The sequence below is a fragment of the Streptomyces sp. NPDC043812 genome (genome assembly GCF_056436245.1).
On sequence record NZ_JBWKCY010000006.1, the window covers coordinates 120,191 to 145,019 of the forward strand.

At 68.3% G+C, this 24,829-nt stretch carries 16 protein-coding genes; 3 read left to right on the forward strand and 13 right to left on the reverse strand.

All coding sequences use genetic code 11. The features are described 5' to 3' along the window. The first annotated feature begins 21 nt into the window (after window positions 1–21). Both AC067Z_RS11345 and AC067Z_RS11350 read left to right on the forward strand, forming a co-directional pair. Complete coding sequence (locus AC067Z_RS11345) at window positions 22–1,680, forward strand: RNA ligase family protein (protein WP_478789233.1); 1,659 nt, start codon at window positions 22–24, stop codon at window positions 1,678–1,680. Between the two features lie 2 nt (window positions 1,681–1,682). After that, window positions 1,683–4,451, forward strand: a complete 2,769-nt coding sequence (locus AC067Z_RS11350) for a poly(A) polymerase (RefSeq protein ID WP_478789234.1) — start codon at window positions 1,683–1,685, stop codon at window positions 4,449–4,451. Window positions 4,452–4,499: 48 nt separating this feature from the next. Here the strand turns inward: AC067Z_RS11350 and AC067Z_RS11355 are convergent, their stop codons facing one another. Then, complete coding sequence (locus tag AC067Z_RS11355; protein WP_478789235.1) at window positions 4,500–5,108, reverse strand: hypothetical protein; 609 nt, start codon at window positions 5,106–5,108, stop codon at window positions 4,500–4,502. Between the two features lie 265 nt (window positions 5,109–5,373). On the opposite strand from AC067Z_RS11355, the gene AC067Z_RS11360 reads away from it, so the two are divergent. After that, window positions 5,374–7,518 carry a PIG-L family deacetylase gene (locus AC067Z_RS11360; protein ID WP_478789236.1) on the forward strand — a complete coding sequence of 715 codons (2,145 nt, stop codon included), beginning with the start codon at window positions 5,374–5,376 and terminating at the stop codon, window positions 7,516–7,518. 124 nt (window positions 7,519–7,642) lie between these two features. On the opposite strand, the gene tuf is transcribed toward AC067Z_RS11360, so the two are convergent. From tuf to AC067Z_RS11420, 12 genes are all read right to left on the reverse strand, one after another. Continuing rightward, window positions 7,643–8,836 (reverse strand): elongation factor Tu, encoded by a 1,194-nt coding sequence (tuf, locus tag AC067Z_RS11365; RefSeq protein ID WP_307707791.1) that lies wholly within the window; start codon window positions 8,834–8,836, stop codon window positions 7,643–7,645. 145 nt (window positions 8,837–8,981) lie between these two features. Continuing rightward, window positions 8,982–11,108, reverse strand: coding sequence for an elongation factor G (gene fusA / locus AC067Z_RS11370; RefSeq protein WP_478789237.1), 2,127 nt, complete (start codon window positions 11,106–11,108; stop codon window positions 8,982–8,984). Window positions 11,109–11,146: 38 nt separating this feature from the next. Beyond that, a complete protein-coding gene (rpsG, locus tag AC067Z_RS11375; RefSeq protein WP_340474758.1) occupies window positions 11,147–11,617 on the reverse strand; it encodes a 30S ribosomal protein S7 in 471 nt (156 codons plus the stop codon). Between the two features lie 2 nt (window positions 11,618–11,619). After that, window positions 11,620–11,991: a 30S ribosomal protein S12 gene (gene rpsL, locus AC067Z_RS11380; protein WP_003948652.1), complete on the reverse strand. Its 372-nt coding sequence runs from the start codon at window positions 11,989–11,991 to the stop codon at window positions 11,620–11,622. Window positions 11,992–12,296: 305 nt separating this feature from the next. Next, entirely contained in the window at window positions 12,297–16,196 is a 3,900-nt protein-coding gene (locus AC067Z_RS11385; RefSeq protein ID WP_478789238.1) for a DNA-directed RNA polymerase subunit beta', read from the reverse strand. Window positions 16,197–16,293: 97 nt separating this feature from the next. Further along, window positions 16,294–19,779 (reverse strand): DNA-directed RNA polymerase subunit beta, encoded by a 3,486-nt coding sequence (gene rpoB / locus AC067Z_RS11390; protein WP_478789239.1) that lies wholly within the window; start codon window positions 19,777–19,779, stop codon window positions 16,294–16,296. Window positions 19,780–20,329: 550 nt separating this feature from the next. Further along, window positions 20,330–20,713, reverse strand: a complete 384-nt coding sequence (gene rplL, locus AC067Z_RS11395) for a 50S ribosomal protein L7/L12 (RefSeq protein WP_478789240.1) — start codon at window positions 20,711–20,713, stop codon at window positions 20,330–20,332. 109 nt (window positions 20,714–20,822) lie between these two features. Continuing rightward, the gene (gene rplJ / locus AC067Z_RS11400; protein WP_478789241.1) at window positions 20,823–21,353 is read right to left on the reverse strand and encodes a 50S ribosomal protein L10; all 531 of its coding nucleotides are present in this window, start codon (window positions 21,351–21,353) and stop codon (window positions 20,823–20,825) included. Between the two features lie 257 nt (window positions 21,354–21,610). After that, entirely contained in the window at window positions 21,611–22,480 is an 870-nt protein-coding gene (locus AC067Z_RS11405) for an SCO4651 family lipoprotein (RefSeq protein WP_478789242.1), read from the reverse strand. Between the two features lie 179 nt (window positions 22,481–22,659). Beyond that, the gene (gene rplA, locus AC067Z_RS11410; protein WP_478789243.1) at window positions 22,660–23,388 is read right to left on the reverse strand and encodes a 50S ribosomal protein L1; all 729 of its coding nucleotides are present in this window, start codon (window positions 23,386–23,388) and stop codon (window positions 22,660–22,662) included. Between the two features lie 79 nt (window positions 23,389–23,467). After that, window positions 23,468–23,902, reverse strand: a complete 435-nt coding sequence (rplK, locus tag AC067Z_RS11415) for a 50S ribosomal protein L11 (RefSeq protein ID WP_389224752.1) — start codon at window positions 23,900–23,902, stop codon at window positions 23,468–23,470. A 181-nt stretch (window positions 23,903–24,083) separates the two neighbouring features. Beyond that, window positions 24,084–24,614, reverse strand: coding sequence for a hypothetical protein (locus AC067Z_RS11420; protein ID WP_478789244.1), 531 nt, complete (start codon window positions 24,612–24,614; stop codon window positions 24,084–24,086). Window positions 24,615–24,829: the final 215 nt, after the last annotated feature.

The window sequence follows — 24,829 nt, forward strand, 5'->3', positions numbered from 1 at the left end:
AGACACGGGGGAACGGCCACCATGCGTACGCACTATCCACGGACCCGGCATCTGCCCTGGTCGCCCGGGGCGACCGCGGACGATGTCCGGGTCACCGACCTGTCCGGGCTGCTCGGCCGCGAGGTCGTCGTCACCGAGAAACTCGACGGCGAGAACACCACGCTGTACGCCGACGGGCTGCACGCCCGCTCGCTGGACTCCGCGCATCACCCGTCGCGGGCCTGGGTCAAAGCACTGCAAGGACGGGTCGGGCAGGCGATCCCCGAGGGCTGGCGGGTGTGCGGGGAGAACATGTACGCCCGCCACTCGATCGCCTATGAAGGGCTGGAGAGCTACTTCTACGGGTTCTCCGTGTGGGACGAACTCGGCTGGTGCCCGGACTGGGACTGGACCGTCCGGTTCCTGCGGGGGCTCGGGATCCCCGTACCGCGCGTGCTCTGGCGGGGTGTCTTCGACGAACGGGCGCTGCGGGCGCTGAAGTTGGACCTCGGGCGGCAGGAGGGATACGTCGTCCGCAGCGCCGAGGGCTTCATGGCCGAGGAGTTCGGACAGCGGGTCGCCAAGTGGGTGCGGGCGGGACATGTGCAGACCGACACGCACTGGATGCACACGGCCGTGGTCGCGAACGGCCTCGGTCCGGGCGCGGCACTGTGGGACGTACGGTCGGGGGCCGCGGCCGACGTGCGGGCGCTCGGCGAGGCTGTCGGTGTCGCCGACGGGGACACCGACGCCGTCGCGCGACTGGACTCGGGCGGCCGGACCGGCGACGACCGGCTCGCCGGCGTCCTGGCCGCGATGCTGCACCGCCACCGCCGCGCCGCGCTGGCGCCGAAGCTCGCCTCCCCGCTCGGGATGCCGCTCGCGCGGCGCGTCGCGGACCTCGTCGGGCTGCATCCGGCGTTGCACCGGCCGTATCCGGACGAGGCCCGGCGGGCCGGTCTGGTGCACCTGTCGCACGCCGCCGACCTCGGCGTGCTGCACGCCGTCGCCCGGGCTACCGCCGGATCCGACGAGGCGCGCGAGCAGGTGGAGTGGTCGGCACTGCACGCCGAGGACATCGACGGGCTGGACGAGGCCGGGCTGCGGGGCGCGTTCGCCGACCTGGCGCCGGATGCCGCCGACCGTTGCCGCGCCGAAGCACGCGAGGCGTATGCACAGGGGCGGATCGGCGGTGTCGAGGAGGCTGTCGCCGCGACCTGGCGCTGGCGTTCCGGCGAGTTCCCGACACTGATCCAGATGGTCGGCCCCTCGGGCAGCGGGAAGAGCACCTTCGCCCGGCAGCTCGCCGGGGTGGCGGCCTACGTCTCCCTCGACGATCTGCGGGAGGCCCGCGGCTCCCGGGCCGACCAGAAGGCCAACGGGAACGTCCTGCGCACCGGCCTCGACCGGCTGGACGCGGCCCTGGCCGCCGGAGGGACCGTGGTGTGGGACGCCACGTCCCTCAACCGGCAGCAGCGCTCGCTGGTGCGCTCGGTCGCCGACCGCCGTGACGCCCTGGTCACCCATGCTGTGGTCCTCGTCGACGAGGACGAGCTGATCCGGCGCAACGAGCGTCGCGAGCACCCCGTTCCGCCGGAGGTGCTCACCGCTCAGCTGCACCGCTTCGGCCCGCCGTACCCCGGCGAGGCCCACCGCACCTGGTACATCGGTGCGAGCGGAACCGTCGAGGAAGAGGTCTGACCGTGCGTACGAGCGAGGAGATCTACCACCGGGTGCGCTGGGACGCACGGTTCGACCCGGCCCGCTTCGTGATCGGCATCCTGCAGCGCGGGGCCGCCCCCAAGCGCGTACCGCTGCCCGCGTTCGTGCCCGGCGGCGAGATTCCGTGGCACCGGGTGCTGTTCTTCGAGGCCGACGGCGAGGTCGTGTGGGACCGGACCACGGGCGTGGACCGGATCGACGCGACGGATGCCGGACGGGTACGGGAGGCCCGCAGACTGCGGGCGCCGTTCTTCGAGGCGCGGACGCCGTACGCCTGGGACGGGAACGGCTGGACACCCGCGCCTTCCCCGCGCGGCATCGCGCCGCGGACGGGCGCGGTGCGCGTGCTGACCTGGAACACCCTCTGGGACCGCTACGACGCCGACCGCATCGACAGCGCCCGGCGCAGGCCGCTGCTGCTCGCCGCCCTCCGCGACGCCGACATGGATGTGATCGCGCTCCAGGAGGCCGAGCCGGAGCTCCTCGCCCTGTTGCTGCGCGAGCCGTGGGTACGCGCTGACTGGACGCTGGGGACGGACCCGGGCGGCCGGGACGTCGACAACTGCGGTCTGCTGCTGCTCAGCCGGCTGCCCGTCCGCGAAGCGGCGCACCATGCGCTCGGACCGCACAAGGCCGTCGCGGCGCTCGTCGTGGAGACCGGAGCACAGCCGCTCGTGGTCGCCGCGACCCATCTCAGCAGCGACCACTCCGAGAACGGTGCCGCCCGGCGTGATGCCGAACTGGCCCGTATCGCCGAGGGATCGGCGGGGCTCGACGGCGATCTGGTCCTGATGGGCGACTTCAACGACGGCGGGGACACACCTCAGCGGACGCTGGGGATGCGCGACGCGTGGAGCGAGGCCCACGGGCCCGAGGACACCACGCCGACCTTCGACCCTGGCACCAACCCACTCGCCGCCGTCTCCTCCCTGACCGGCCGGGTCTCCCGGCTGGACCGGGTGCTGCTGCGCTCCGAAGGACTACGGGTGCGCCGGGCCGAGTTGTACGGCGACACCCCCACGGCCGACGGCCTGTACATCTCGGACCACTACGGGGTGGCGGCCGAACTGGGCGCGGACACCCACGACGAGAACGTCCTGGACGTGCGGCCGACGGCCCGTACGGCGCTGGCGTGGATTCCGCCCCGGGAGCTGTGGCCGCCGCTGCAGGACATCCGCCGAGACCACGACCCGCAGATCCACCGTTGGCCGCCACATGTCAACGTGCTCTTCGGTTTCGTGCCGGAGCACGCGTTCGCGCAGGCGGCCACGGTGCTCGCGGCAGCCGCCGCGACGTCGGCCCCCTTCGACGCCCGGCTGGAGGGCGTGCACTGGTTCGGGCACCGCGACGACGCCACCGTCTGGCTCGACCCCGCGGCCGGCGGCGGGAAGCCGTGGGCCGAGCTGCACCGGACGCTGGTGCGGCACTTCCCCCGCTGCCGCGGCCGGCGCGAGGGCTTCACCCCGCATCTGAGCCTGGGCCGGACCACCGATCCGCACGCGCTCGCCGAACACTGCGGCGCGCGGCTCACCCCGGTGCCCGTGCGGGTCGGGGAGCTGGCACTGCTGTCCCGGCGCGGCGACGAGCCGATGCGGGTGCGGGCGACCGTGGCCCTCGGCACGGGCAAGATCCGCTGGATGCCGGACCCGGCCCCCACCGCTTCGTACGAGGTCCCCGGCCACGCCGAAACGACCGCCCGGCGCATCGCGGAGGCGCTCGGTGACGGTGTCGTACACGTCGTCGGCTCCCGGCGCATGGGGTGCGCGCTGCCCGGCGCGGACCTGGACCTGGTGGCTGCGCTGCCGGGCGCGGCCGACATGGCTGCCGTACAGGCCCGGTTGACGGACGCGCTCCCCCAGGCGTCGGACATGCGCGAGGTGGTCGGGGCCCGGGTGCCCGGGTTGCGGTTGCGCGTGGACGGACTGGACGTGGACCTGGTCGTCGTGGCCACCGGGACGATGCGGCCCGCCGAAGCGGTGGACCGCCGGACCGAGCTGGGCGAGGCGGCGGCGGTCGCCCTGAGCGCGGTGAGCGACGCCGATGCGGTGCTCGCCTCGGTCGGCGCGCGCGAGGAAGCGTTCTCCCGGCTGGCCGGGCAGGTCAAGGCGTGGGCGAGGGCACGGGGCCTGGACTCGGCACCGTTCGGCACACTGCCGGGCCTGGCCTGGTCGGTGCTGTCCGCCAGGACCGTGCGCGAGGCGGGTGACCTGCCGCCCACGGAGCTGCTGCGGCACTTCTTCGCGACGTGGGCCGCGTGGGACTGGCGCGAGCCGGTGGACGGCGCCGCGCGCCCCGACCTGCCGGTCACGGTCATGACCCCGACCGAGCCGGTGCGTCCCTGCACCGACCAGGTCACGGCCGGAATGCGCGATCTGCTCACGCAGGAACTGTTCCGCGCCTGGGAGCTCCTGGACTCGTCGTCGGCCGACGACCTCCTGGCCCCTCCCCCGCTCCACCGCCGCCACGCGGCCTGGGCCGTGGTGACGGCGGACCCCCGCGACGACGGCCGGGTACGGGGCCGGATGCGCGCTCTGCTGTCCGACCTTTCCGCCCTGTCCGACCTGCCGACCCCGGACATCCACGCCTGGCCCCGCCCCGTCACCACGGCCCCGACCCGCTACGCCATCGGTCTCGGCCGCCGCCCCCCGACGGCGGACGACCTCGCGGCCGTCGCGGCGCGCCGGCTGCGGGGGCTGCCGGGGGTGACGCTCAGGCGGGCGGAGAACGGTGAGATGCCGACGCTGCGCTGACACCGGGCACGAGGGACACCGGGTCACGCTCCCGCAGCACGGTTGCCGTCACTCCCACTCCACCAGGTACCCCTCGTGCCGTACGCATCCCCCGTCGGCGACGAGCGTCGGCTCCCCGGAGTACCAGTCGGGGCGCAGCAGCAGTTCGATGCCGCGGTCGTCCGTCGCCCGGATCCCCGGCAGCCCGGCTCCCGGCTCGCCCTGTGCGGGGGCGGCGACGTCCTCCACCGTCAGTCCCTGCGCGGACCATTTGTCGCGGAGGGTCTCGACCGCTGCCACGTACGCGGCACGGTTCGCGAAGTCGGGCGCCCATCTGACGGTCGGCTGGTCACGTGTGACGCCCTCCGAGTCCATACCGAGGTCGTCCTTGCAGGAGGCGTTGGCCGTCTCGTGCCCGTCGATCACTGATGCCGGGTCCACGCCCAGCCGCCGCACCGCGTCCTCGCCCGCCTCCTCGGTGTGCCGCAGATGCTCGCGGTACGCCGCTTCCGACATCACCCGGCCGCCCGCCATCGACTCGCATCCCTTCGCGAGCAGGGCGATGAGCCCCAAGGACACGGCCAGCACCGTGAACGTCACGATCACCATCCGCGTGTCGCGGCGGGACTGCGGCTCGGTGGGCCGAGGGGGGCGCTCGGGTGAGGGCGTCGTACTCATGGGCCCATCCAAGCGCCCTGCCCCCGCCCGCAGAAGCGATGACGTACTCAGTCGCCAATGAGTACGCAGGCCCTGCGCGACTCCCTTTCCTCCCGCAGGGCCTGTTGCGTCACATCGCCCCGCCGTGAAGCAACCCGGCCCGCCCGAGCTCCGTCTAGTTGATCGCGGAAGGGCTCCTGACCAGCCAGTCCGCCCTGGGGAGATCACAGTACGCAGACGGGGGCGCGCAGCCCGGCCGCTGCGGGGGGAAGCGGACGGAGCACAAGTGAACGAGCGAGTTGTGTCCAGGCTGAGCCATGCCCGGAACCGGCCCCGGCGGCGCAGCGTCGTCGCGGCGATCACCGCCCTCGCCGCGAGTGTGTCGGCCACCGCGCTCACTTCGTGCGCCGTGCCCGCGCCGCGGCGCGCCGGGCCGGTCGCCGACCCCGCGCCCGGCATCCCGATAGCCAGCTCCCGGCGTGCGCAGCTGATGCAGATACTGGCGCACCCGGACGACGACCTGTACTTCATGAACCCCGACACCCAGCAGATGCTGGACTCCGGTGTGCCGCTGGTGTGTGTGTACGTCACCGCGGGTGAGGCGAACGGGGTCAACAGAATGCCGGGCCACCCTCGGCCGGCCCCCGACAAGAACGCGTACTCCTCCGCCCGCCACCAGGGTCTGCGGCAGGCATACGCGACGCTGCTGGGGCTGCCCAAGTTCACCGAGTGGCAGAAGGGCGTCGCCACCCTCCGCGGCGACCGGCGGGCCGAGATCAACACACTGACCAACGGCGCACGCCGGGTCGACCTGATCTTCCTCAATCTCGCCATGCACACCATGCGCAACTACCGGCTGGGCCTGCCGAGCCTGTGGCGCGACCGGGTTCTGGAACTGCCGACCGTCGTGGCCGACGACTCGCCGGTGCGCAGGGCCGGGGGGTACGACTACGACCAGCTCGTCGATGTCCTCGTCGGACTGATGGACCGCTACCGGCCCACCGTCATACAGACGCTGGACCCCGATCCGGACATCCAGTACAGCGACGAGGCGACCCGTAAGAGGGACTCCGAGCAGCGCGGCTACTCGGACCACGCGGACCACACCGCGGTGGCGTCGTTCAGCTGGACCGCGATGGTCCAGTGGGTCGCCGAGTCCACCCAGGACGGCGGCGAGGTCCCGGCGTTCGCCGCCACCTCGTTCCGCGGCTACTACAACCGGCACTGGCCGAAGAACCTGCCGGACACCGTGCTCCGGAGGAAAGCCGCCCCTCTCGTCCCGTACGGCGGCGACGCGGACTGGCAGTGCGGCAACAGCGGCGGGTGCGGCGACTACGGCGTCGGCGGCAAGCGCCCCCTCACCAACAAGAAGGGCTGGGTCCGCTCCACCCACCACCGCTACCCCGGCCCGCGCACGGCCGTCGCGTCCGAACCGGACGGGCGGCTCGCCGCGTACGGGGTGCTGGGGCTGCGCGCGGTGCGCTGGCGGGAGGCAGAGCCGGGCAGCGGCCGATGGGGTGAGCCGTACGACCTCGGCGGCGGCCCGCTCGCACCCGTGCTGGGCTCGACGGCTCTGCCGGACGGCCGCCACCTGCTCTTCGCTCTGCGCTTCTCGGCGATCGGCGGCCACGGCGGAAACAACGCCCGGGAGATCGTGCTGCTGGAGCAGAGTTCCCCCGGCGGCCCGTTCCGCGCCTGGCGGGGTCTCGGCAACCCGGAGCGCAACGACGACCGGGGCCGGCGCATCGGCATACCCGTGGCCGTCACCGCGCCGGACGGCCGGGTCCATCTGTTCGTGCGCAACGCGGACAAGGGCGTCAGCACCCGGGTCCGGCAGGCCGACGGCAGCTGGAGCGCATGGCAGCCGCTCGGCGGTTTCGCCGAGATCCAGGACGGACTGTCCACCGTGGTGGACGGCGCCGGCCTGGTCCACGTGTTCGGCGCGGGCCGTGGCACCGTGCACCACTGGGCGCAGGACGCACCGGGCCTGCCGCCGGCCCACCGGCCGCCCGGACGCCTCCCGGTCGCGGTCGACTCCCCCGCCGCGCTGGCCGGCGAGGACGGCTCCGTACAGCTGCTCTACCGCACCGAGCGGCCGTGGCGGCGCGCCTCGGCAACCGACTCGCGCGGCAGCGCGTCCGCCCGGCTGGCCCGGCTGACGGCCGACGGGGAGCAGCTGCCCGCCGACCGCTTCGACGGGTACGGCTCGGTGTCCGCCGCCACCGGCCCCACGGGTACCGCACTCCTCGGCCGGGATCTGGCCGGTCGGATCCAACTGCATTTCAACGGACGCCTGTTGACCCGCACCACTGGTACGCCGTGCATCGACGGTGTCGCTCTCCACCTGCGCGCCCGGGGCGCGACGGCCATCGGCCTCGGCCCCGACGCGCACCCCTGGTCCTGGGCACCTCGCCCCGACGCCGAAGGCTGAACGGGTCGGCCGGGGCCGGCATCGCCCCGGCGCCGGCCCGGCAACCGAAAACGACGAAGGGCCCCGCACCTCACGGTGCGGGGCCCTTCTTGCAGCTCAGCGAGCTACCAGGTCAAACCAACAATTACTTGTTGATCTTGGTGACCTGGCCGGCGCCCACGGTCCGGCCACCCTCACGGATGGCGAACTTGAGGCCCTCCTCCATGGCGACGGGCTGGATCAGCTCGACGGTCATGGTGGTGTTGTCGCCCGGCATGACCATCTCGGTGCCCTCGGGGAGGGTCACGACGCCGGTCACGTCCGTGGTACGGAAGTAGAACTGCGGGCGGTAGTTGTTGAAGAACGGGGTGTGACGGCCACCCTCGTCCTTCGACAGGATGTAGGCCTGGGCCTCGAAGCTGGTGTGCGGCGTAACCGAACCCGGCTTGATGATGACCTGGCCGCGCTCGACGTCCTCGCGCTTGATGCCACGGAGGAGCAGACCGACGTTCTCGCCCGCCTGGCCCTCGTCGAGCAGCTTGCGGAACATCTCGATGCCGGTGACCGTGGTGGTGGTCTTCTCGGTCTTGATACCGACGATGTCGACGGTCTCGTTGACCTTGAGGACACCACGCTCGATACGACCGGTGACGACGGTGCCACGACCGGTGATCGTGAAGACGTCCTCGATCGGCATCAGGAACGGCTTGTCGACGTCACGCTCGGGCTGCGGGATCGCCTCGTCGACGGCGGCCATCAGGTTCAGGACCGACTGGCCCCACTCCTTGTCGCCCTCGAGAGCCTTGAGCGCCGAGACCTTGACGACCGGCAGGTCGTCGCCCGGGAACTCGTACTCGGAGAGGAGCTCACGCACCTCGAGCTCGACGAGCTCCAGGATCTCCTCGTCGTCCACCATGTCGGCCTTGTTCAGGGCGACGACGATGTACGGAACGCCGACCTGGCGGGCCAGGAGCACGTGCTCCTTGGTCTGCGGCATCGGGCCGTCGGTGGCCGCGACCACGAGGATGGCGCCGTCCATCTGCGCCGCACCCGTGATCATGTTCTTGATGTAGTCCGCGTGACCGGGGCAGTCGACGTGGGCGTAGTGACGCGACTCGGTCTGGTACTCGACGTGCGCGATGGAGATGGTGATACCGCGCTGGCGCTCCTCAGGAGCCTTGTCGATCTGGTCGAAGGCCGAGGCCTCGTTCAGGTCCGGGTACGCGTCGTGCAGCACCTTGGTAATGGCGGCCGTGAGGGTCGTCTTACCGTGGTCGATGTGACCGATGGTGCCGATGTTGACGTGCGGCTTAGTCCGCTCGAACTTCGCCTTCGCCACTGGGGTCCTCCTACGGAGTGGTTCTGTACGCCTTACTCATCGGCGCCAGGTGATCTTTGCTGGGAAGCCAGCCGCCGGGGTCCGTTCCCGGGTCGGGGCGAACCCCGGCGGATGGTGTCAAGCCTAAAGCGTGAACTCGGGTGAGTTACTCGCCCTTGGCCTTCGCGATGATCTCCTCGGCGACGTTCCTGGGAACCTCGGCGTAGGAGTCGAACTGCATCGAGTAGCTTGCGCGACCCGAGGTCTTGCTGCGGAGGTCTCCGACGTAGCCGAACATCTCCGAGAGGGGCACGAGGCCCTTCACGACGCGAGCGCCGCTGCGCTCCTCCATGGCCTGGATCTGGCCACGGCGGGAGTTGATGTCGCCGATGACCTCACCCATGTAGTCCTCGGGCGTGGTGACCTCGACGGACATCATCGGCTCGAGAAGCACGGGCGAAGCCTTGCGCGCGGCCTCCTTGAAGGCCTGCGAGCCGGCAATCTTGAACGCGAGCTCGGAGGAGTCGACCTCGTGGTAGCCACCGTCGAGAAGAATGACGCGGACGCCCGTCATCTCGTACCCGGCCAGGATGCCGAACTGCATGGCTTCCTGCGCACCGGCGTCCACCGACGGGATGTACTCCCGCGGGATACGGCCACCGGTGACCTTGTTCACGAACTCGTACGACGCCTCGCCGCCCTCGATGGGCTCGATCGCGATCTGCACCTTGGCGAACTGACCGGTACCACCGGTCTGCTTCTTGTGGGTGTAGTCGTGACGCTCGACGGTCTTGCGGATCGTCTCGCGGTACGCGACCTGCGGCTTGCCGACGTTGGCCTCGACCTTGAACTCGCGGCGCATACGGTCGACGAGGACGTCGAGGTGAAGCTCGCCCATACCACCGATGATGGTCTGGCCGGTCTCCTCGTCCGAGTGAACCTGGAAGGAGGGGTCCTCCTCCGCGAGACGCTGGATGGCGACACCCAGCTTCTCCTGGTCACCCTTGGACTTGGGCTCGATGGCGACCTGAATGACCGGCGCCGGGAAGTCCATGGACTCCAGGATGACCGGGTTCTTCTCGTCGCACAGCGTCTCACCGGTGGTGGTCTGCTTCAGGCCCATGACGGCGACGATGTCGCCGGCGCCCACGGCGTCGATCTCCTCACGCTTGTTCGCGTGCATACGGTAGATCTTGCCGATGCGCTCCTTCTTGCCCTTGACGGAGTTCAGCACCGAGGTGCCGGCCTCCAGGCGACCGGAGTAGATCCGGATGAAGGTGAGCTTGCCGAGGTGCGGGTCGCTCGCGATCTTGAAGGCGAGCGCCGACAGCGGCTCGCTCTCGGACGGCTTGCGCGAGACGACCTGCTCCGCGTCCTTCACGTCGTGGCCTTCGATGGCCTCGACGTCCAGGGGGGAGGGGAGGTAGCGCACAACGGCGTCGAGCAGGGGCTGGACGCCCTTGTTCTTGAACGCGGTACCACAGAACACCGGAGTGACCGTGGTGTCGCCGCCCTTGCCGGAAGCGATGGTGATACGACGGATCGCGGCGTACAGCTGCTCCTCGGTGGGCTCCTGGCCCTCCAGGTACAGCTCCATGATCTCTTCGTCGTTCTCCGCAACCGTCTCGACCAGCTTGCCGCGCCACTCGTCGGCAGCCTCGGTGTGCGTGGCCGGGATGTCGACGACGTCGTACATCTCGCCCTTGGTGGCCTCTGCGGACCAGACAAGAGCCTTCATACGAACGAGGTCGACGACGCCCTTGAAGTCTGCCTCGGCACCGATCGGAAGCTGCATGACGATCGGGGTCGCGCCGAGGCGGTTCACGATCATGTCGACACAGCGGTGGAACTCGGCACCGGTGCGGTCGAGCTTGTTGACGAAGCAGATACGCGGCACGCCGTAGCGGTCCGCCTGACGCCAGACAGTCTCGGACTGGGGCTCGACACCGGCGACACCGTCGAACACCGTGACGGCACCGTCGAGGACACGAAGCGAACGCTCCACCTCGACGGTGAAGTCGACGTGACCCGGGGTGTCGATGATGTTGATGGTGTGATCGACGTCCTCGAGCGGCCAGTGACAGGTCGTCGCGGCGGACGTGATCGTGATGCCGCGCTCCTGCTCCTGCTCCATCCAGTCCATCGTGGCAGCGCCGTCGTGGACCTCACCGATCTTGTAGCTCACACCGGTGTAGAACAGGATGCGCTCGGTGGTCGTCGTCTTGCCCGCGTCGATGTGGGCCATGATCCCGATGTTGCGGACCTTGGCCAGGTCAAGCGAAGTGGTGGCCATAAGGCTCAATCTTCTCTCGGTCTCGATGTGGGTAGCGACTACCAGCGGTAGTGCGCGAAGGCCTTGTTGGACTCGGCCATCTTGTGCGTGTCCTCACGCTTCTTGACCGAAGCGCCGAGGCCGTTGGAGGCGTCGAGCAGTTCGTTCATGAGGCGCTCGGTCATGGTCTTCTCACGGCGGGCGCGGGAGTAACCCACGACCCAGCGGAGCGCGAGGGTGGCAGCGCGACCGGGCTTGACCTCGATCGGCACCTGGTAGGTGGCGCCACCGACACGGCGGGACTTGACCTCGAGAGAGGGCTTGACGTTCTCGAGGGCGCGCTTCAGCGTGATGACCGGGTCTGCGCCGGTCTTCTCGCGGAGGCCTTCCATGGCGCCGTAGACGATCCGCTCGGCAGTGGAACGCTTGCCGTTGAGCAGGAGCTTGTTGATGAGCGAGGTCACCAGAGGAGAACCGTAAACCGGGTCGATGATGACCGGGCGCTTCGGGGCGGGGCCCTTACGAGGCATTCTTACTTCTCCTTCTTGGCGCCGTAGCGGCTGCGGGCCTGCTTGCGGTTCTTGACACCCTGGGTGTCGAGGGAACCGCGGATGATCTTGTAACGAACACCCGGCAGGTCCTTCACACGGCCACCACGCACGAGCACGATGGAGTGCTCCTGCAGGTTGTGTCCCTCACCCGGGATGTAGGCCGTGACCTCGATGCCGGAGGTCAGACGCACACGCGCGACCTTACGCAGGGCCGAGTTCGGCTTCTTCGGGGTGGTCGTGAACACACGCGTGCAGACGCCACGGCGCTGAGGGGAACCCTCGAGTGCGGGCGTCTTGTTCTTCTCGACCTTGTCCTGCCGGCCCTTCCGGACCAGCTGCTGGATCGTAGGCACTACTTCTCCGGTTTCTGTGTGCCGTCTGTGAAACTAACCTGGAACGTCGCCGACCCACGCGGTCGGGTGTGTCGAATGCTGCAGACTCCCGCCGCAAGGCGGGAAGGGCGCAGATTGCGGTGGCCGATATCGAACTCGCCATGCGGTTGAGGACACGCACGCGAGCCCAGGCACACCCCAGGCACAAGGTCTGAGCGTACCTACCGTATGGACTCCGGTCAAAACAAATGGCCACGCGCACCCCGCGGGCCGGGGTACGCCGAAGGGCGGCCACCCCGTGGGGTGACCGCCCTTCACGCACTTGCCTACTGGTTGTACGGACCGTAGTCGTAGTCCTCCAGCGGAACGGCCTGGCCGGAGCCGGTGCCGAACGGCGAGTAGTCGATGTCGTCGTAGCCGACGGCCGAGTACATCGCGGCCTTGGCCTCCTCGGTCGGCTCGACCCGGATGTTGCGGTAGCGGGACAGGCCCGTACCGGCCGGGATGAGCTTACCGATGATGACGTTCTCCTTGAGGCCGATCAGGGAGTCGGACTTGGCGTTGATCGCCGCGTCCGTCAGAACCCTGGTCGTCTCCTGGAAGGACGCCGCCGACAGCCACGACTCGGTCGCCAGCGAGGCCTTGGTGATACCCATCAGCTGCGGACGGCCGGAGGCGGGGTGACCGCCCTCGGTGACCACACGACGATTCTCGGTCTCGAACTTCGAGCGCTCGACCAGCTCGCCCGGCAGCAGCTCCGCGTCGCCGGACTCGATGATCGTCACACGGCGCAGCATCTGCCGGATGATGATCTCGATGTGCTTGTCGTGGATCGACACACCCTGCGAGTTGTAGACCTTCTGGACCTCGCCGACCAGGTGGACCTGGACCGCGCGCTGACCGAGGATCCGCAGCACGTCGTGCGGGTTGGTGGCACCCACGGTGAGCTTCTGGCCCACCTCGACGTGGTCGCCCTCGCCGACCAGCAGACGGGCACGCTTCGAGATCGGGAACGCCGTCTCGTCGCTGCCGTCGTCCGGGGTGACGACGAGCTTCTTGGTCTTCTCGGTCTCCTCGATACGGACGCGGCCTGCCGCCTCCGAGATCGGGGCGACACCCTTGGGCGTACGAGCCTCGAAGAGCTCGACGACACGGGGCAGACCCTGGGTGATGTCGTCACCGGCCACACCACCGGTGTGGAAGGTACGCATCGTCAGCTGGGTACCGGGCTCACCGATGGACTGGGCGGCGATGATGCCGACCGCCTCACCGATGTCGACCAGCTTGCCGGTGGCCAGCGAACGGCCGTAGCAGAACGCACACGTGCCGACCGCGGACTCACAGGTCAGGACCGAGCGGGTCTTGACCTCCTCCACGCCGGCGCCGACGAGGGCGTCGATGAGCACGTCACCGAGGTCCACGTTGGCCGGTGCGATGACCTTGCCGTCGACGACGACGTCCTCGGCGAGCATCCGTGCGTACACCGAGGTCTCGACGTCCTCGGTCTTGCGCAGGCTGCCGTCCGCGGCGCGCTCCGCGATCTTGAGCTTCAGACCGCGGTCGGTGCCGCAGTCCTCCTCGCGGATGATGACGTCCTGCGAGACGTCCACCAGACGACGGGTCAGGTAACCCGAGTCGGCGGTACGCAGGGCGGTGTCAGCCAGACCCTTACGGGCACCGTGCGTGGAGATGAAGTACTCCAGCACGGACAGGCCCTCACGGAACGACGCCTTGATGGGACGGGGAATCGTCTCGTTCTTGGCGTTGGACACCAGACCACGCATACCCGCGATCTGACGCATCTGCATCATGTTTCCGCGAGCACCCGAGTTGACCATCATGGAGACCGGGTTGGTCTTCGGGAAGTTCGCGTTCATCGCCTCGGCAACCTCGTTGGTCGCCTTGGTCCAGATCGCGATGAGCTCCTGCGTGCGCTCTTCCTTGGTGATCAGACCGCGCTCGTACTGCTTCTGGACCTTCTCGTCCATGTCCTCGTAGCCCTTGACGATCGCCTTCTTGGCGTCGGGCACGACGATGTCGGAGATGGCCACGGTGACACCGGAACGGGTCGCCCAGTAGAAGCCGGCCGCCTTCAGGTTGTCGAGCGTCGCCGCCACGATGACCTTGGGGTAGCGCTCGGCCAGGTCGTTGACGATCTCGGAGAGCTGCTTCTTGCCCACCGAGTAGTCGACGAACGGGTAGTCCTCGGGCAGCAGCTCGTTGAAGAGCGCACGGCCCAGGGTCGTCCGCAGACGGAACGAGTCACCCTGCTGCCACTCCGGCTCACCCTCCTCGGCGACCGGGGGAACCCAGCCGCGCGGCGGGATGGTGCCGACGGGGAAGCGGATGTCGATCTTCGCCTGGAGCGAGAGCTCGCGGGCGTCGAATGCCATGATCGCCTCGGCGGTGGAGCCGAAGGACCGGCCCTCGCCGATGACCTCGCGCTCCTCCTCGTCCGTGGTGAGGAAGAAGAGGCCCAGCACCATGTCCTGGGTCGGCATGGTGACCGGACGGCCGTCGGCCGGCTTCAGGATGTTGTTCGAGGACAGCATCAGGATGCGGGCCTCGGCCTGCGCCTCCGCGGACAGCGGCAGGTGCACGGCCATCTGGTCACCGTCGAAGTCCGCGTTGAACGCGGTGCAGACGAGCGGGTGGATCTGGATGGCCTTGCCCTCGACCAGCTGCGGCTCGAAGGCCTGGATGCCGAGGCGGTGCAGCGTGGGCGCACGGTTCAGCAGCACCGGGTGCTCGGCGATGACCTCTTCGAGGACGTCGTACACGACGGTGCGGCCGCGCTCGACCATGCGCTTGGCCGACTTGATGTTCTGCGCGTGGTTCAGGTCCACCAGGCGCTTCATCACGAACGGCTTGAAGAGCTCCAGCGCCATGGCCTTGGGCAGACCGCACTGGTGCAGCTTCAGCTGCGGGCCGACGACGATGACGGAACGCGCCGAGTAGTCGACTCGCTTGCCGAGCAGGTTCTGACGGAAACGACCCTGCTTGCCCTTCAGCATGTCGCTGAGGGACTTCAGCGGACGGTTGCCGGGGCCCGTGACGGGGCGACCACGACGGCCGTTGTCGAAGAGGGCGTCGACCGCCTCCTGGAGCATCCGCTTCTCGTTGTTCACGATGATCTCGGGAGCACCGAGGTCGAGCAGACGCTTCAGACGGTTGTTGCGGTTGATCACGCGGCGGTACAGGTCGTTCAGGTCGGAGGTCGCGAAGCGGCCACCGTCCAGCTGCACCATCGGACGCAGGTCCGGCGGGATGACCGGCACGCAGTCGAGCACCATGCCCTTGGGGCTGTTGGACGTCTGCAGGAACGCCGAGACGACCTTGAGGCGCTTGAGCGCACGGGTCTTCTTCTGGCCCTTGCCGGTACGGATGATCTCGCGGAGACGCTCGGCCTCCTCCTCGAGGTCGAAGGACTCCAGGCGCTTCTGCAGCGCCGCGGCACCCATCGAACCGTCGAAGTACGTGCCGAACCGGTCACGAAGCTCGCGGTAGAGCAGCTCGTCGCCCTCGAGGTCCTGGACCTTGAGGTTCTTGAAGCGGTTCCACACCTCGTCGAGACGGTCGATCTCGCGCTGGGCACGGTCGCGCAGCTGCTTCATCTCGCGCTCGGCGCCCTCGCGCACCTTGCGGCGCACGTCGGCCTTGGCACCCTCGGCCTCGAGCTCGGCCAGGTCGGTCTCGAGCTTCTTGGCACGGGCCTCGAGGTCGGCGTCGCGGCGGTTCTCGACCTGCTGGCGCTCGACGGAGACGTGGGCCTCCAGCGACGGCAGATCGCGCGTACGGCGCTCCTCGTCCACGAACGTGATCATGTACGCGGCGAAGTAGATGACCTTCTCGAGGTCCTTCGGCGCCAGGTCCAGCAGGTAGCCCAGACGCGACGGAACACCCTTGAAGTACCAGATGTGCGTGACGGGAGCGGCGAGCTCGATGTGGCCCATCCGCTCACGGCGCACCTTGGCACGCGTGACCTCGACGCCACAGCGCTCACAGATGATGCCCTTGAAGCGGACACGCTTGTACTTGCCGCAGTAGCACTCCCAGTCCCGGGTCGGACCGAAGATCTTCTCGCAGAAGAGTCCGTCCTTCTCGGGCTTGAGCGTGCGGTAGTTGATGGTCTCCGGCTTCTTGACCTCGCCGTGCGACCAGGTTCGGATGTCGTCCGCGGTGGCAAGGCCGATCCGCAGCTCGTCGAAGAAGTTGACGTCGAGCACTGTGCGTCAATCCCTCTTTCGGGGTCGAGTCTCAATCATGGTCTGAACGGTCCCGGGGATGACGGGGGGCTCTTGGGCGAGCCCCCCGTCAGGCCCGTCAGACCTCTTCGACGCTGCTCGGCTCGCGCCGGGACAGGTCGATACCGAGCTCCTCCGCCGCGCGGAAGACGTCCTCGTCCGTGTCGCGCATCTCGATGGACATGCCGTCCGAGGAGAGCACCTCCACGTTGAGGCAGAGCGACTGCATTTCCTTGATGAGCACCTTGAAGGACTCGGGAATGCCGGGCTCGGGGATGTTCTCGCCCTTGACGATGGCCTCGTAGACCTTCACGCGGCCGGTAACGTCGTCGGACTTGATCGTCAGCAGCTCCTGGAGTGCGTAGGCGGCGCCGTACGCCTCCAGTGCCCACACCTCCATCTCACCGAATCGCTGGCCACCGAACTGGGCCTTACCACCCAGCGGCTGCTGGGTGATCATCGAGTACGGACCGGTCGAACGGGCGTGGAGCTTGTCGTCGACCAGGTGGTGGAGCTTGAGGATGTACATGTACCCGACGGAGATCGGGTCCGGGAACGGCTCACCGGAGCGGCCGTCGAACAGCTTCGCCTTACCGGACGGCTGGACCAGACGGTCGCCGTCGCGGTTCGGGATCGTGGCCTCGAAGAGGCCGGCGAGCTCGTCCTCACGCGCACCGTCGAAGACCGGGGTCGCGACGTTGGTTCCCGGCGCGACCTGGTCGGCGCCGATGGCCTGCAGGCGCTGGGCCCAGTCATCGGCAAGACCGGAGACGTCCCAGCCGCGGCTGGCGAGCCAGCCGAGGTGGATCTCCAGGACCTGTCCCGGGTTCATTCGGGACGGGACACCCAGCGGGTTGAGGATGATGTCGACCGGGGTGCCGTCCTCCAGGAACGGCATGTCCTCGATCGGCAGGATCTTCGAGATGACGCCCTTGTTGCCGTGACGGCCGGCGAGCTTGTCACCGTCGGTGATCTTGCGCTTCTGGGCCACGTAGACGCGGACCAGCTGGTTGACGCCCGGGGGAAGCTCGTCGCCCTCCTCGCGGTCGAAGACGCGCACACCGATGACCTTGCCGGTCTCGCCGTGCGGCACCTTCAGCGAGGTGTCACGGACCTCGCGCGCCTTCTCACCGAAGATCGCGCGGAGCAGACGCTCCTCCGGGGTCAGCTCGGTCTCACCCTTGGGCGTGACCTTGCCGACCAGGATGTCGCCGGCGACGACCTCGGCACCGATACGGATGATGCCGCGCTCGTCGAGGTCCGCGAGGACCTCCTCGGAGACGTTCGGGATGTCCCGGGTGATCTCCTCGGGGCCGAGCTTGGTGTCACGGGCGTCGACCTCGTGCTCCTCGATGTGGATCGAGGAGAGGACGTCGTCCTGCACGAGGCGCTGCGACAGGATGATCGCGTCCTCGTAGTTGTGACCCTCCCACGGCATGAACGCCACGAGCAGGTTCTTGCCGAGCGCCATCTCACCGTTCTCGGTGGCGGGGCCGTCGGCGAGGACCTGGCCCTCGATGACCCGGTCGCCCTCGGAGACGACAACCTTCTGGTTGACCGAGGTGCCCTGGTTGGAGCGGGAGAACTTGGCGACGCGGTACGTGGTGTACGTGCCGTCGTCGTTGGCGACGGTGACGTAGTCGGCCGAAACCTCCTGGATCACACCGTCCTTCTCCGCCTTGATGACGTCACCGGCGTCGGTGGCACAGCGGTACTCCATGCCGGTGCCGACGAGCGGGGCCTCCGCCTTGATGAGCGGAACGGCCTGACGCATCATGTTCGCGCCCATGAGGGCACGGTTGGCGTCGTCGTGCTCGAGGAACGGGATCATGGCGGTCGCGACCGACACCATCTGGCGCGGCGAGACGTCCATGTAGTCCACGTCGGAGCCCGGGACGTAGTCGACCTCGCCGCCACGACGGCGGACCAGGACACGCGCCTCGGCGAAGCGCATGTCGTCGGTCAGCGCGGCGTTGGCCTGCGCGATGACGAAGCGGTCCTCCTCGTCGGCGGTCAGGTAGTCGACCTCGTCGGTCACCTGGTCGTCGACGACCTTGCGGTACGGCGTCTCGACGAAGCCGAACGCGTTGACCCGGCCGTACGACGCGAGCGAGCCGATCAGACCGATGTTCGGGCCTTCGGGCGTCTCGATCGGGCACATGCGGCCGTAGTGCGACGGGTGCACGTCACGGACCTCGAAGCCGGCCCGCTCACGGGAGAGACCACCCGGACCAAGAGCCGACAGACGGCGCTTGTGGGTGAGACCCGACAGCGGGTTGTTCTGGTCCATGAACTGCGACAGCTGGCTGGTGCCGAAGAACTCCTTGATGGAGGCGACGACCGGCCGGATGTTGATCAGGGTCTGCGGCGTGATCGCCTCGACGTCCTGGGTCGTCATGCGCTCACGCACGACGCGCTCCATACGAGCCAGACCCGTGCGGACCTGGTTCTGGATGAGCTCGCCGACGTTGCGCAGACGACGGTTGCCGAAGTGGTCGATGTCGTCGGTCTCGACGACGATCTGCGTGCCGGACTCGCCCACGGTCTCGGTCTCACCGGCGTGCAGCTTGACCAGGTACTTGATCGTCGCGATGACGTCGTCGGTGGTGAGCACGCCGGCGTCCAGCGGCTCGTCCGCGCCGAGCTTCTTGTTCACCTTGTAGCGGCCGACCTTGGCGAGGTCGTAGCGCTTCGGGTTGAAGTAGAGGTTCTCGAGCAGCGTCTGAGCAGCCTCACGCGTGGGCGGCTCGCCCGGGCGCAGCTTGCGGTAGATGTCGAGCAGCGCGTCGTCCTGGCCCTGGGTGTGGTCCTTCTCCAGGGTGGCGCGCATGGACTCGTACTCGCCGAACTCCTCGAGGATCTGCTCGGTGGTCCAACCGAGAGCCTTGAGCAGGACGGTCACGGACTGCTTGCGCTTGCGGTCGATGCGGACACCGACCATGTCGCGCTTGTCGATCTCCATCTCCAGCCAGGCACCCCGGGACGGGATGATCTTGGCCGTGAAGATGTCCTTGTCGGACGTCTTGTCGATGTTGGAGTCGAAGTAGACACCCGGCGAGCGGACCAGCTGCGACACGACGACACGCTCGGTGCCGTTGATGACGAAGGTGCCCTTGTTGGTCATGAGCGGGAAGTCGCCCATGAAGACCGTCTGGGACTTGATCTCGCCGGTCTCGTTGTTGGTGAACTCGGCGGTGACGAAGAGCGGGGCCGCGTACGTGAAGTCGCGCTCCTTGCACTCGTCGATCGAGTTCTTCGGAGGCTCGAAACGGTGGTCGCGGAAGGTCAGCGACATCGACCCGGAGAAGTCCTCGATCGGCGAGATCTCCTCGAAGATCTCTTCCAGACCGGACTTGGTGGGGACGTCCTGTCCGCTTTCGAGAGCCGCCTCGACACGAGCCTTCCATGCGGCATTGCCGAGCAGCCAGTCAAAGCTCTCGGTCTGCAGCGCGAGGAGGTTCGGAACCTCGAGGGGCTCCTTGATCTTTGCAAAGGAGATGCGCAGCGGGGCGGTGCTGGCGCCGTTGTTCGTATTCGCGGTCGAGGCGTTGCGCGAGGCGGCCAAGAGGGGGTCCTTCCGAGGGCTCGGACTCACTACGCGCGTACCGGTCCCATTCCATGCACGGAGAGAGAAAGCCCGGGTGGGGGCGATCTTTCATCCGATGCTCAGGTATGGGCATGCCCCTGGTGACGGGCAGGAGGCAGCTAACAGGCAGCGCAAAGGGTCAGTGTAGCCACTTGGCACACTGATGTCCAGTGCGGGTTTTCGAGACCCTCGAGACCCTCGTTTTTCTCATCTCCGCGAACCCATGCGCCGTGAGGCGCACATCGATACTGCCCGTTCGGTCGTCGATCCATGCCTCGGATACGGATCGTTGTGACGACGCGTCCTGAGAATTGCGCGCTGCGTGCGGTTCGTCAAGGCCCCCGTCCCTGAGCTGCTGCTCGGGGAATCTCACAGGCGCCGTGAGGGGCGCACGGCGAAGATCACCATACTCCCCGCGACCGGCAGCGCAAGAGAGCTCTCCCGGGCACGCCGAAGGGCGACCACCCGATTGGGTGATCGCCCTTCAGTGTGCGCGCGTTACACGCGAGGAGTCAGGGACTCCGTGGGGTCACTTGACCTCGACGGAGGCGCCGGCAGCCTTGAGGGACTCGGCAGCCTTCTCCGCGGCCTCCTTGGCGACCTTCTCGAGGACCGGCTTCGGGGTGCCGTCGACGAGGTCCTTGGCCTCCTTCAGACCCAGGGAGGTCAGCTCGCGCACGACCTTGATGACCTGGATCTTCTTCTCGCCGGCGCCGGTGAGGATGACGTCGAACTCGTCCTGCTCGGCCTCGGCCTCGACCGCGGCACCGGCCGGGCCGGCAACGGCCACGGCGGCCGGGGCGGCGGCGGTGACGTCGAACTTGTCTTCGAAGGCCTTCACGAACTCGGAGAGCTCGATGAGGGTCATCTCCTCGAACTGCGCAAGCAGGTCGTCCTGGGACAGCTTCGCCATGATGGCGTCCTTCCACTCATTCGGCAGGTGCCGGTTGTATGTGTCGGCGGGCGTAGTCGGCCCGCTGTGACCGTCGCCTCAGGCGGCGTCGGTCAATGCGCGAGCCGAATTACTCGGCACCGCCCTGCTCGGCCTTCTTGGCACGAAGCGCCTCCGCGGTGCGGACGAACTTCGAGGGAAGCGCCTGGAAGAGCGCGGCAGCCTGGGACTGCTTGCCCTTCATGGCGCCCGCCAGCTTGGCGAGCAGAACCTCGCGGGACTCGAGGTCCGCAAGCTTCTTGATCTCATCGGCGGACAGCGCCTTGCCGTCAAGGACACCGCCCTTGATGATCAGGTTCGGGTTCTCCTTGGCGAAGTCACGAAGACCCTTCGCCGACTCCACCGGGTCACCGGTGATGAAGGCAACCGCCGTCGGACCGCTGAAGTGGTCGTCGAGCGTGTTGATCCCGGCCTCGTTGGCCGCAATCTTGGTCAGCGTGTTCTTCACCACGGCGTACTGGGCGTTCTCACCGAGCGAACGGCGCAGCTGCTTGAGCTGAGCCACGGTGAGACCCCGGTACTCGGTCAGCACGGCGGCGTTCGAGCTACGGAACTGGTCCGCGAGCTCGGCTACCGCGGCAGCCTTGTCGGGCCTTGCCATAGAGCGTCGGCCTCCTTCCGGGTGATGAGGACCGCTCAGAAGGGGCTGAACAAAACGAAACGCCCCGGCGCAGGCGCACGGGGCGTAGCTCGACCTGATGAGACATCCGGGAGCTTTCCACAGTCACCTGCGCGGGTCGTCCGCTGCTGAGCGGATCCTTCGGCCACCGAACCCTCGGGAGGGCACGGCAACGACCAGCGGTCTTTGGCTTCTCGGGAAGAGTACGGGAGGGGATCCCCGCCAGGCAAATCGGGTGATCAAGCCCCGCCGGCGGAGCCTCCGGCGAGCCCCTGGAGGATCTCGTCGGTCTCCTTGAGCTTGTCGTCGATGCCCTTCATGACGTCGTCGAAGTCGGACACCTGGTCGGCCGGCGGGGCCTTGACGGCCGGGGCCGTCCCGTAGTCCGAGAACGTCGCCTTGGTCGTGGCCGTCCCCTCGGCATCCGTCATGACGTCCTCGACGCGGACCGGGTAGCCGTCCTTCCCGATCCAGATGTCGATCTTGTACTGCGTGATCCCGGCCTTCCTGAGGGCGTCGTGGAGCGCCTTGCGCCGGTCGTCCTTCATGACGTTGCTCCTGGTGTCCGCCCTGAGCAGTTCGGCGAGGGTGAAAGTTCCCCGGTAGTGCTCGGAGTCGCTGCCACCGGACTTCTCCGTACCCACGTGCCCGAGCTCGTCCTGGTCGAGCAGCATCGCCAGGTACTCGGCCGGGTCCTGGTTCAGCCGGACACCGGGCTTGCCGCCGTCGGACAGGTCGATCCTCGTCCAGGGCTTGCCCGAGGCCTCCTTGTCCGCCGGAGCGTAGACGTCGTCGCCGATCTGGAGCAGCTGTTCGTCCTTGCCGTCCGCCGTCATCGTCAGGTCCTGGCTGGCCGGGTACCACCCCTTGACGCCGACCTGGCGGTTCGTCTTGCCGTTCCCCTCGGCGTACGTCAGATCGGCCCGGGCGAACTTGGCGTCCACCGTCTTCAGGTAGGACGCCTCGATGGCCTCCGAGGGCGCTGCGGCAGCCCTGCCCGGCCCGCTGGCGTCCTCGCCGCCCTTGCCGCCGCAAGCGGTCATGGCGGCCGTGAGCAGCGCAGCACCGGCGACGGCGGCACCTGCTCGCGTGAGGACTGCCTTCTTCATGTACGCCTCCCCCATGGGTGTCACTCTGCGTGATCCCCATGACTGTATTCGGAAGATCATCGAAGTCCCCGTGAATATCCCGCCGGACAAATGGAAGACGGGCCTGCCACCCCCGTGAAGCGGGGTGACAGGCCCGTCGTCAGCCGTGCGGCGAGCCCTCGGGCTCGGCCCGGACCCGGTCAGACAGCGGCCGGGTCCTCCTCGACGAGGAGGTTCCGGGTGCGGTTGGAGTCCAGCGGGATGCCGGGGCCCATCGTCGTGGTCAGGGTCGCCTTCTTGATGTAGCGGCCCTTCGCGGCGGACGGCTTCAGACGGAGGATCTCCTCCAGAGCCGCGGCGTAGTTCTCGACCAGCTTCGTCTCGTCGAAGGAGACCTTGCCGATGATGAAGTGCAGGTTCGAGTGCTTGTCGACGCGGAACTCGATCTTGCCGCCCTTGATCTCGTTGACGGCCTTGGCGACGTCCATCGTGACGGTGCCGGTCTTCGGGTTCGGCATCAGACCACGCGGACCGAGCACACGGCCGAGGCGGCCGACCTTGCCCATGAGGTCCGGGGTGGCGACAACCGCGTCGAACTCGTTCAGGCGGTTGCCCTTGGAGATCTCGTCGATCAGTTCGTCGGAGCCGACGATGTCGGCGCCCGCGGCTTCCGCGGCCGCAGCACGGTCACCGGTCGCGAAGACCAGGACCCGGGCGGTCTTGCCGGTGCCGTGCGGAAGGTTGACGGTGCCACGGACCATCTGGTCGGCCTTGCGCGGGTCAACACCCAGACGGAAGGCGACCTCGACGGTGCCGTCGAACTTGGTGGCGACGGTGTCCTTGGCGAGACGGACGGCCTCGAGGGGGGCGTAGTTGCGCTCCCGGTCGATCTTGGCATCCGCAGCGCGGAGAGTCTTGCTGCGCTTCACTTCTGCTCCTGAGGTTCAGGGGTGGAGTCGTGGTGCGGGCCAGCGCTTGGCCCTACCACTGGGGACTGCTGGGGGCTGGTCAGCCCTCGACCGTGATGCCCATGGAACGGGCGGTGCCGGCGATGATCTTCGACGCGGCGTCAAGGTCATTGGCGTTCAGGTCGGGCATCTTGACCGAGGCGATCTCGCGGACCTGGGCGCCGGTGAGCTTGGCGACCTTGGTCTTGTGCGGCTCGCCGGAGCCCTTGTCCACACCCGCGGCCTTGAGGATCAGCTTGGCGGCCGGCGGAGTCTTGGTGACGAAGGTGAAGGAACGGTCCTCGTAGACCGTGATCTCCACCGGCACGACCATGCCACGCTGCGACTCGGTCGCGGCGTTGTAGGCCTTGCAGAACTCCATGATGTTGACGCCGTGCTGACCCAGTGCGGGGCCGACCGGCGGAGCCGGGTTGGCCGCGCCGGCCTGGATCTGGAGCTTGATGAGCCCCGTGACCTTCTTCTTCTTGGGAGGCATTGCTCTCTCCGGGTCCTAGTGAGAGTTTTCAGCACTCCAACCGGATCATCCGGATGGAGGCATACTGCACAACGATAACGGGTAACCCACCGGCGCCCAAAACCGGTGGGCCCGGATCCCGTGCCGCGGGCCCCGGCCACTTCCGATGGCCGGGGCCCGCATGTCGCGCCTGTACGCAGGATCAGCAGCGCTTGGAGCTCACCGTCTGGCCCGGCACCGGGTCACCGGGGGCGCGGAGCGTGCCGATGGCCGCGGTGCACTCCTCGACCGTGTCCGCGGGCAGGGACCAGAACTCCTGGGCGTTGGTGGCCTTCCACACCTGCCTGCTGACGACGGCGTCACGGGAGTAGCTGTAGATGCCGCTGCTGACGTCGTAGTCCTTGATCTTGTCGCGGAAGCTCTGCCACACCCACACATAGCCGTAGTTCTTCCGGCACTCGGGCGAGTAGAACTGCTTCACCGAGGCCACGTGCGCCCCGGAGCGGTTGATGTAAGCGGTGGTCCCGATCTGGTAGGCGTCCGCGCAGACGCCGGCCGCGACGGCCTTCGCGCTGACCGGGTTGCCCGCCTCCGAGGCGGCCGTCGACCTGGCGGCCGCGGACTTCTTCGCACCCGGCGAGGGTGCGGGGCCCGTGCCGGCCAGGGCGGAGCCCGCGGGAACGAGGACTAACGCGCAGGCAGCTGCGGCGATCACTGTGATTCGGGCACGCATGAGGAGATCCCCCCTTGCTCTTCGGTGACATGACCCCGAAGCGCGCATGGCGCATTACCGGTCAACCCTCGCAGTTCACTGCGAAGGGAACCGTTCGCGCGTTTCGGTCATAAGGTCAGACCACCGTCACCGCCCGATGGTTGTGGTGCAGAACACATCGAAATTCACGGCCGCGTCCGGCCCGCGGGCGCCTCGGGGAACGCCTGAGGGGGCGG

Excerpts from the sequence above, each read along its gene's own strand:
- AC067Z_RS11420 (WP_478789244.1), bottom strand. The coding sequence starts at position 24,614 with ATGCGTGCCCGAATCACAGTGATCGCCGCAGCTGCCTGCGCGTTAGTC.
- AC067Z_RS11345 (WP_478789233.1), top strand. The coding sequence starts at position 22 with ATGCGTACGCACTATCCACGGACCCGGCATCTGCCCTGGTCGCCCGGG.
- rplL (WP_478789240.1), bottom strand. The coding sequence starts at position 20,713 with ATGGCGAAGCTGTCCCAGGACGACCTGCTTGCGCAGTTCGAGGAGATG.
- rplK (WP_389224752.1), bottom strand. The coding sequence starts at position 23,902 with ATGCCTCCCAAGAAGAAGAAGGTCACGGGGCTCATCAAGCTCCAGATC.
- AC067Z_RS11405 (WP_478789242.1), bottom strand. The coding sequence starts at position 22,480 with ATGAAGAAGGCAGTCCTCACGCGAGCAGGTGCCGCCGTCGCCGGTGCT.
- fusA (WP_478789237.1), bottom strand. The coding sequence starts at position 11,108 with ATGGCCACCACTTCGCTTGACCTGGCCAAGGTCCGCAACATCGGGATC.
- rpsG (WP_340474758.1), bottom strand. The coding sequence starts at position 11,617 with ATGCCTCGTAAGGGCCCCGCCCCGAAGCGCCCGGTCATCATCGACCCG.
- rplJ (WP_478789241.1), bottom strand. The coding sequence starts at position 21,353 with ATGGCAAGGCCCGACAAGGCTGCCGCGGTAGCCGAGCTCGCGGACCAG.
- AC067Z_RS11355 (WP_478789235.1), bottom strand. The coding sequence starts at position 5,108 with ATGAGTACGACGCCCTCACCCGAGCGCCCCCCTCGGCCCACCGAGCCG.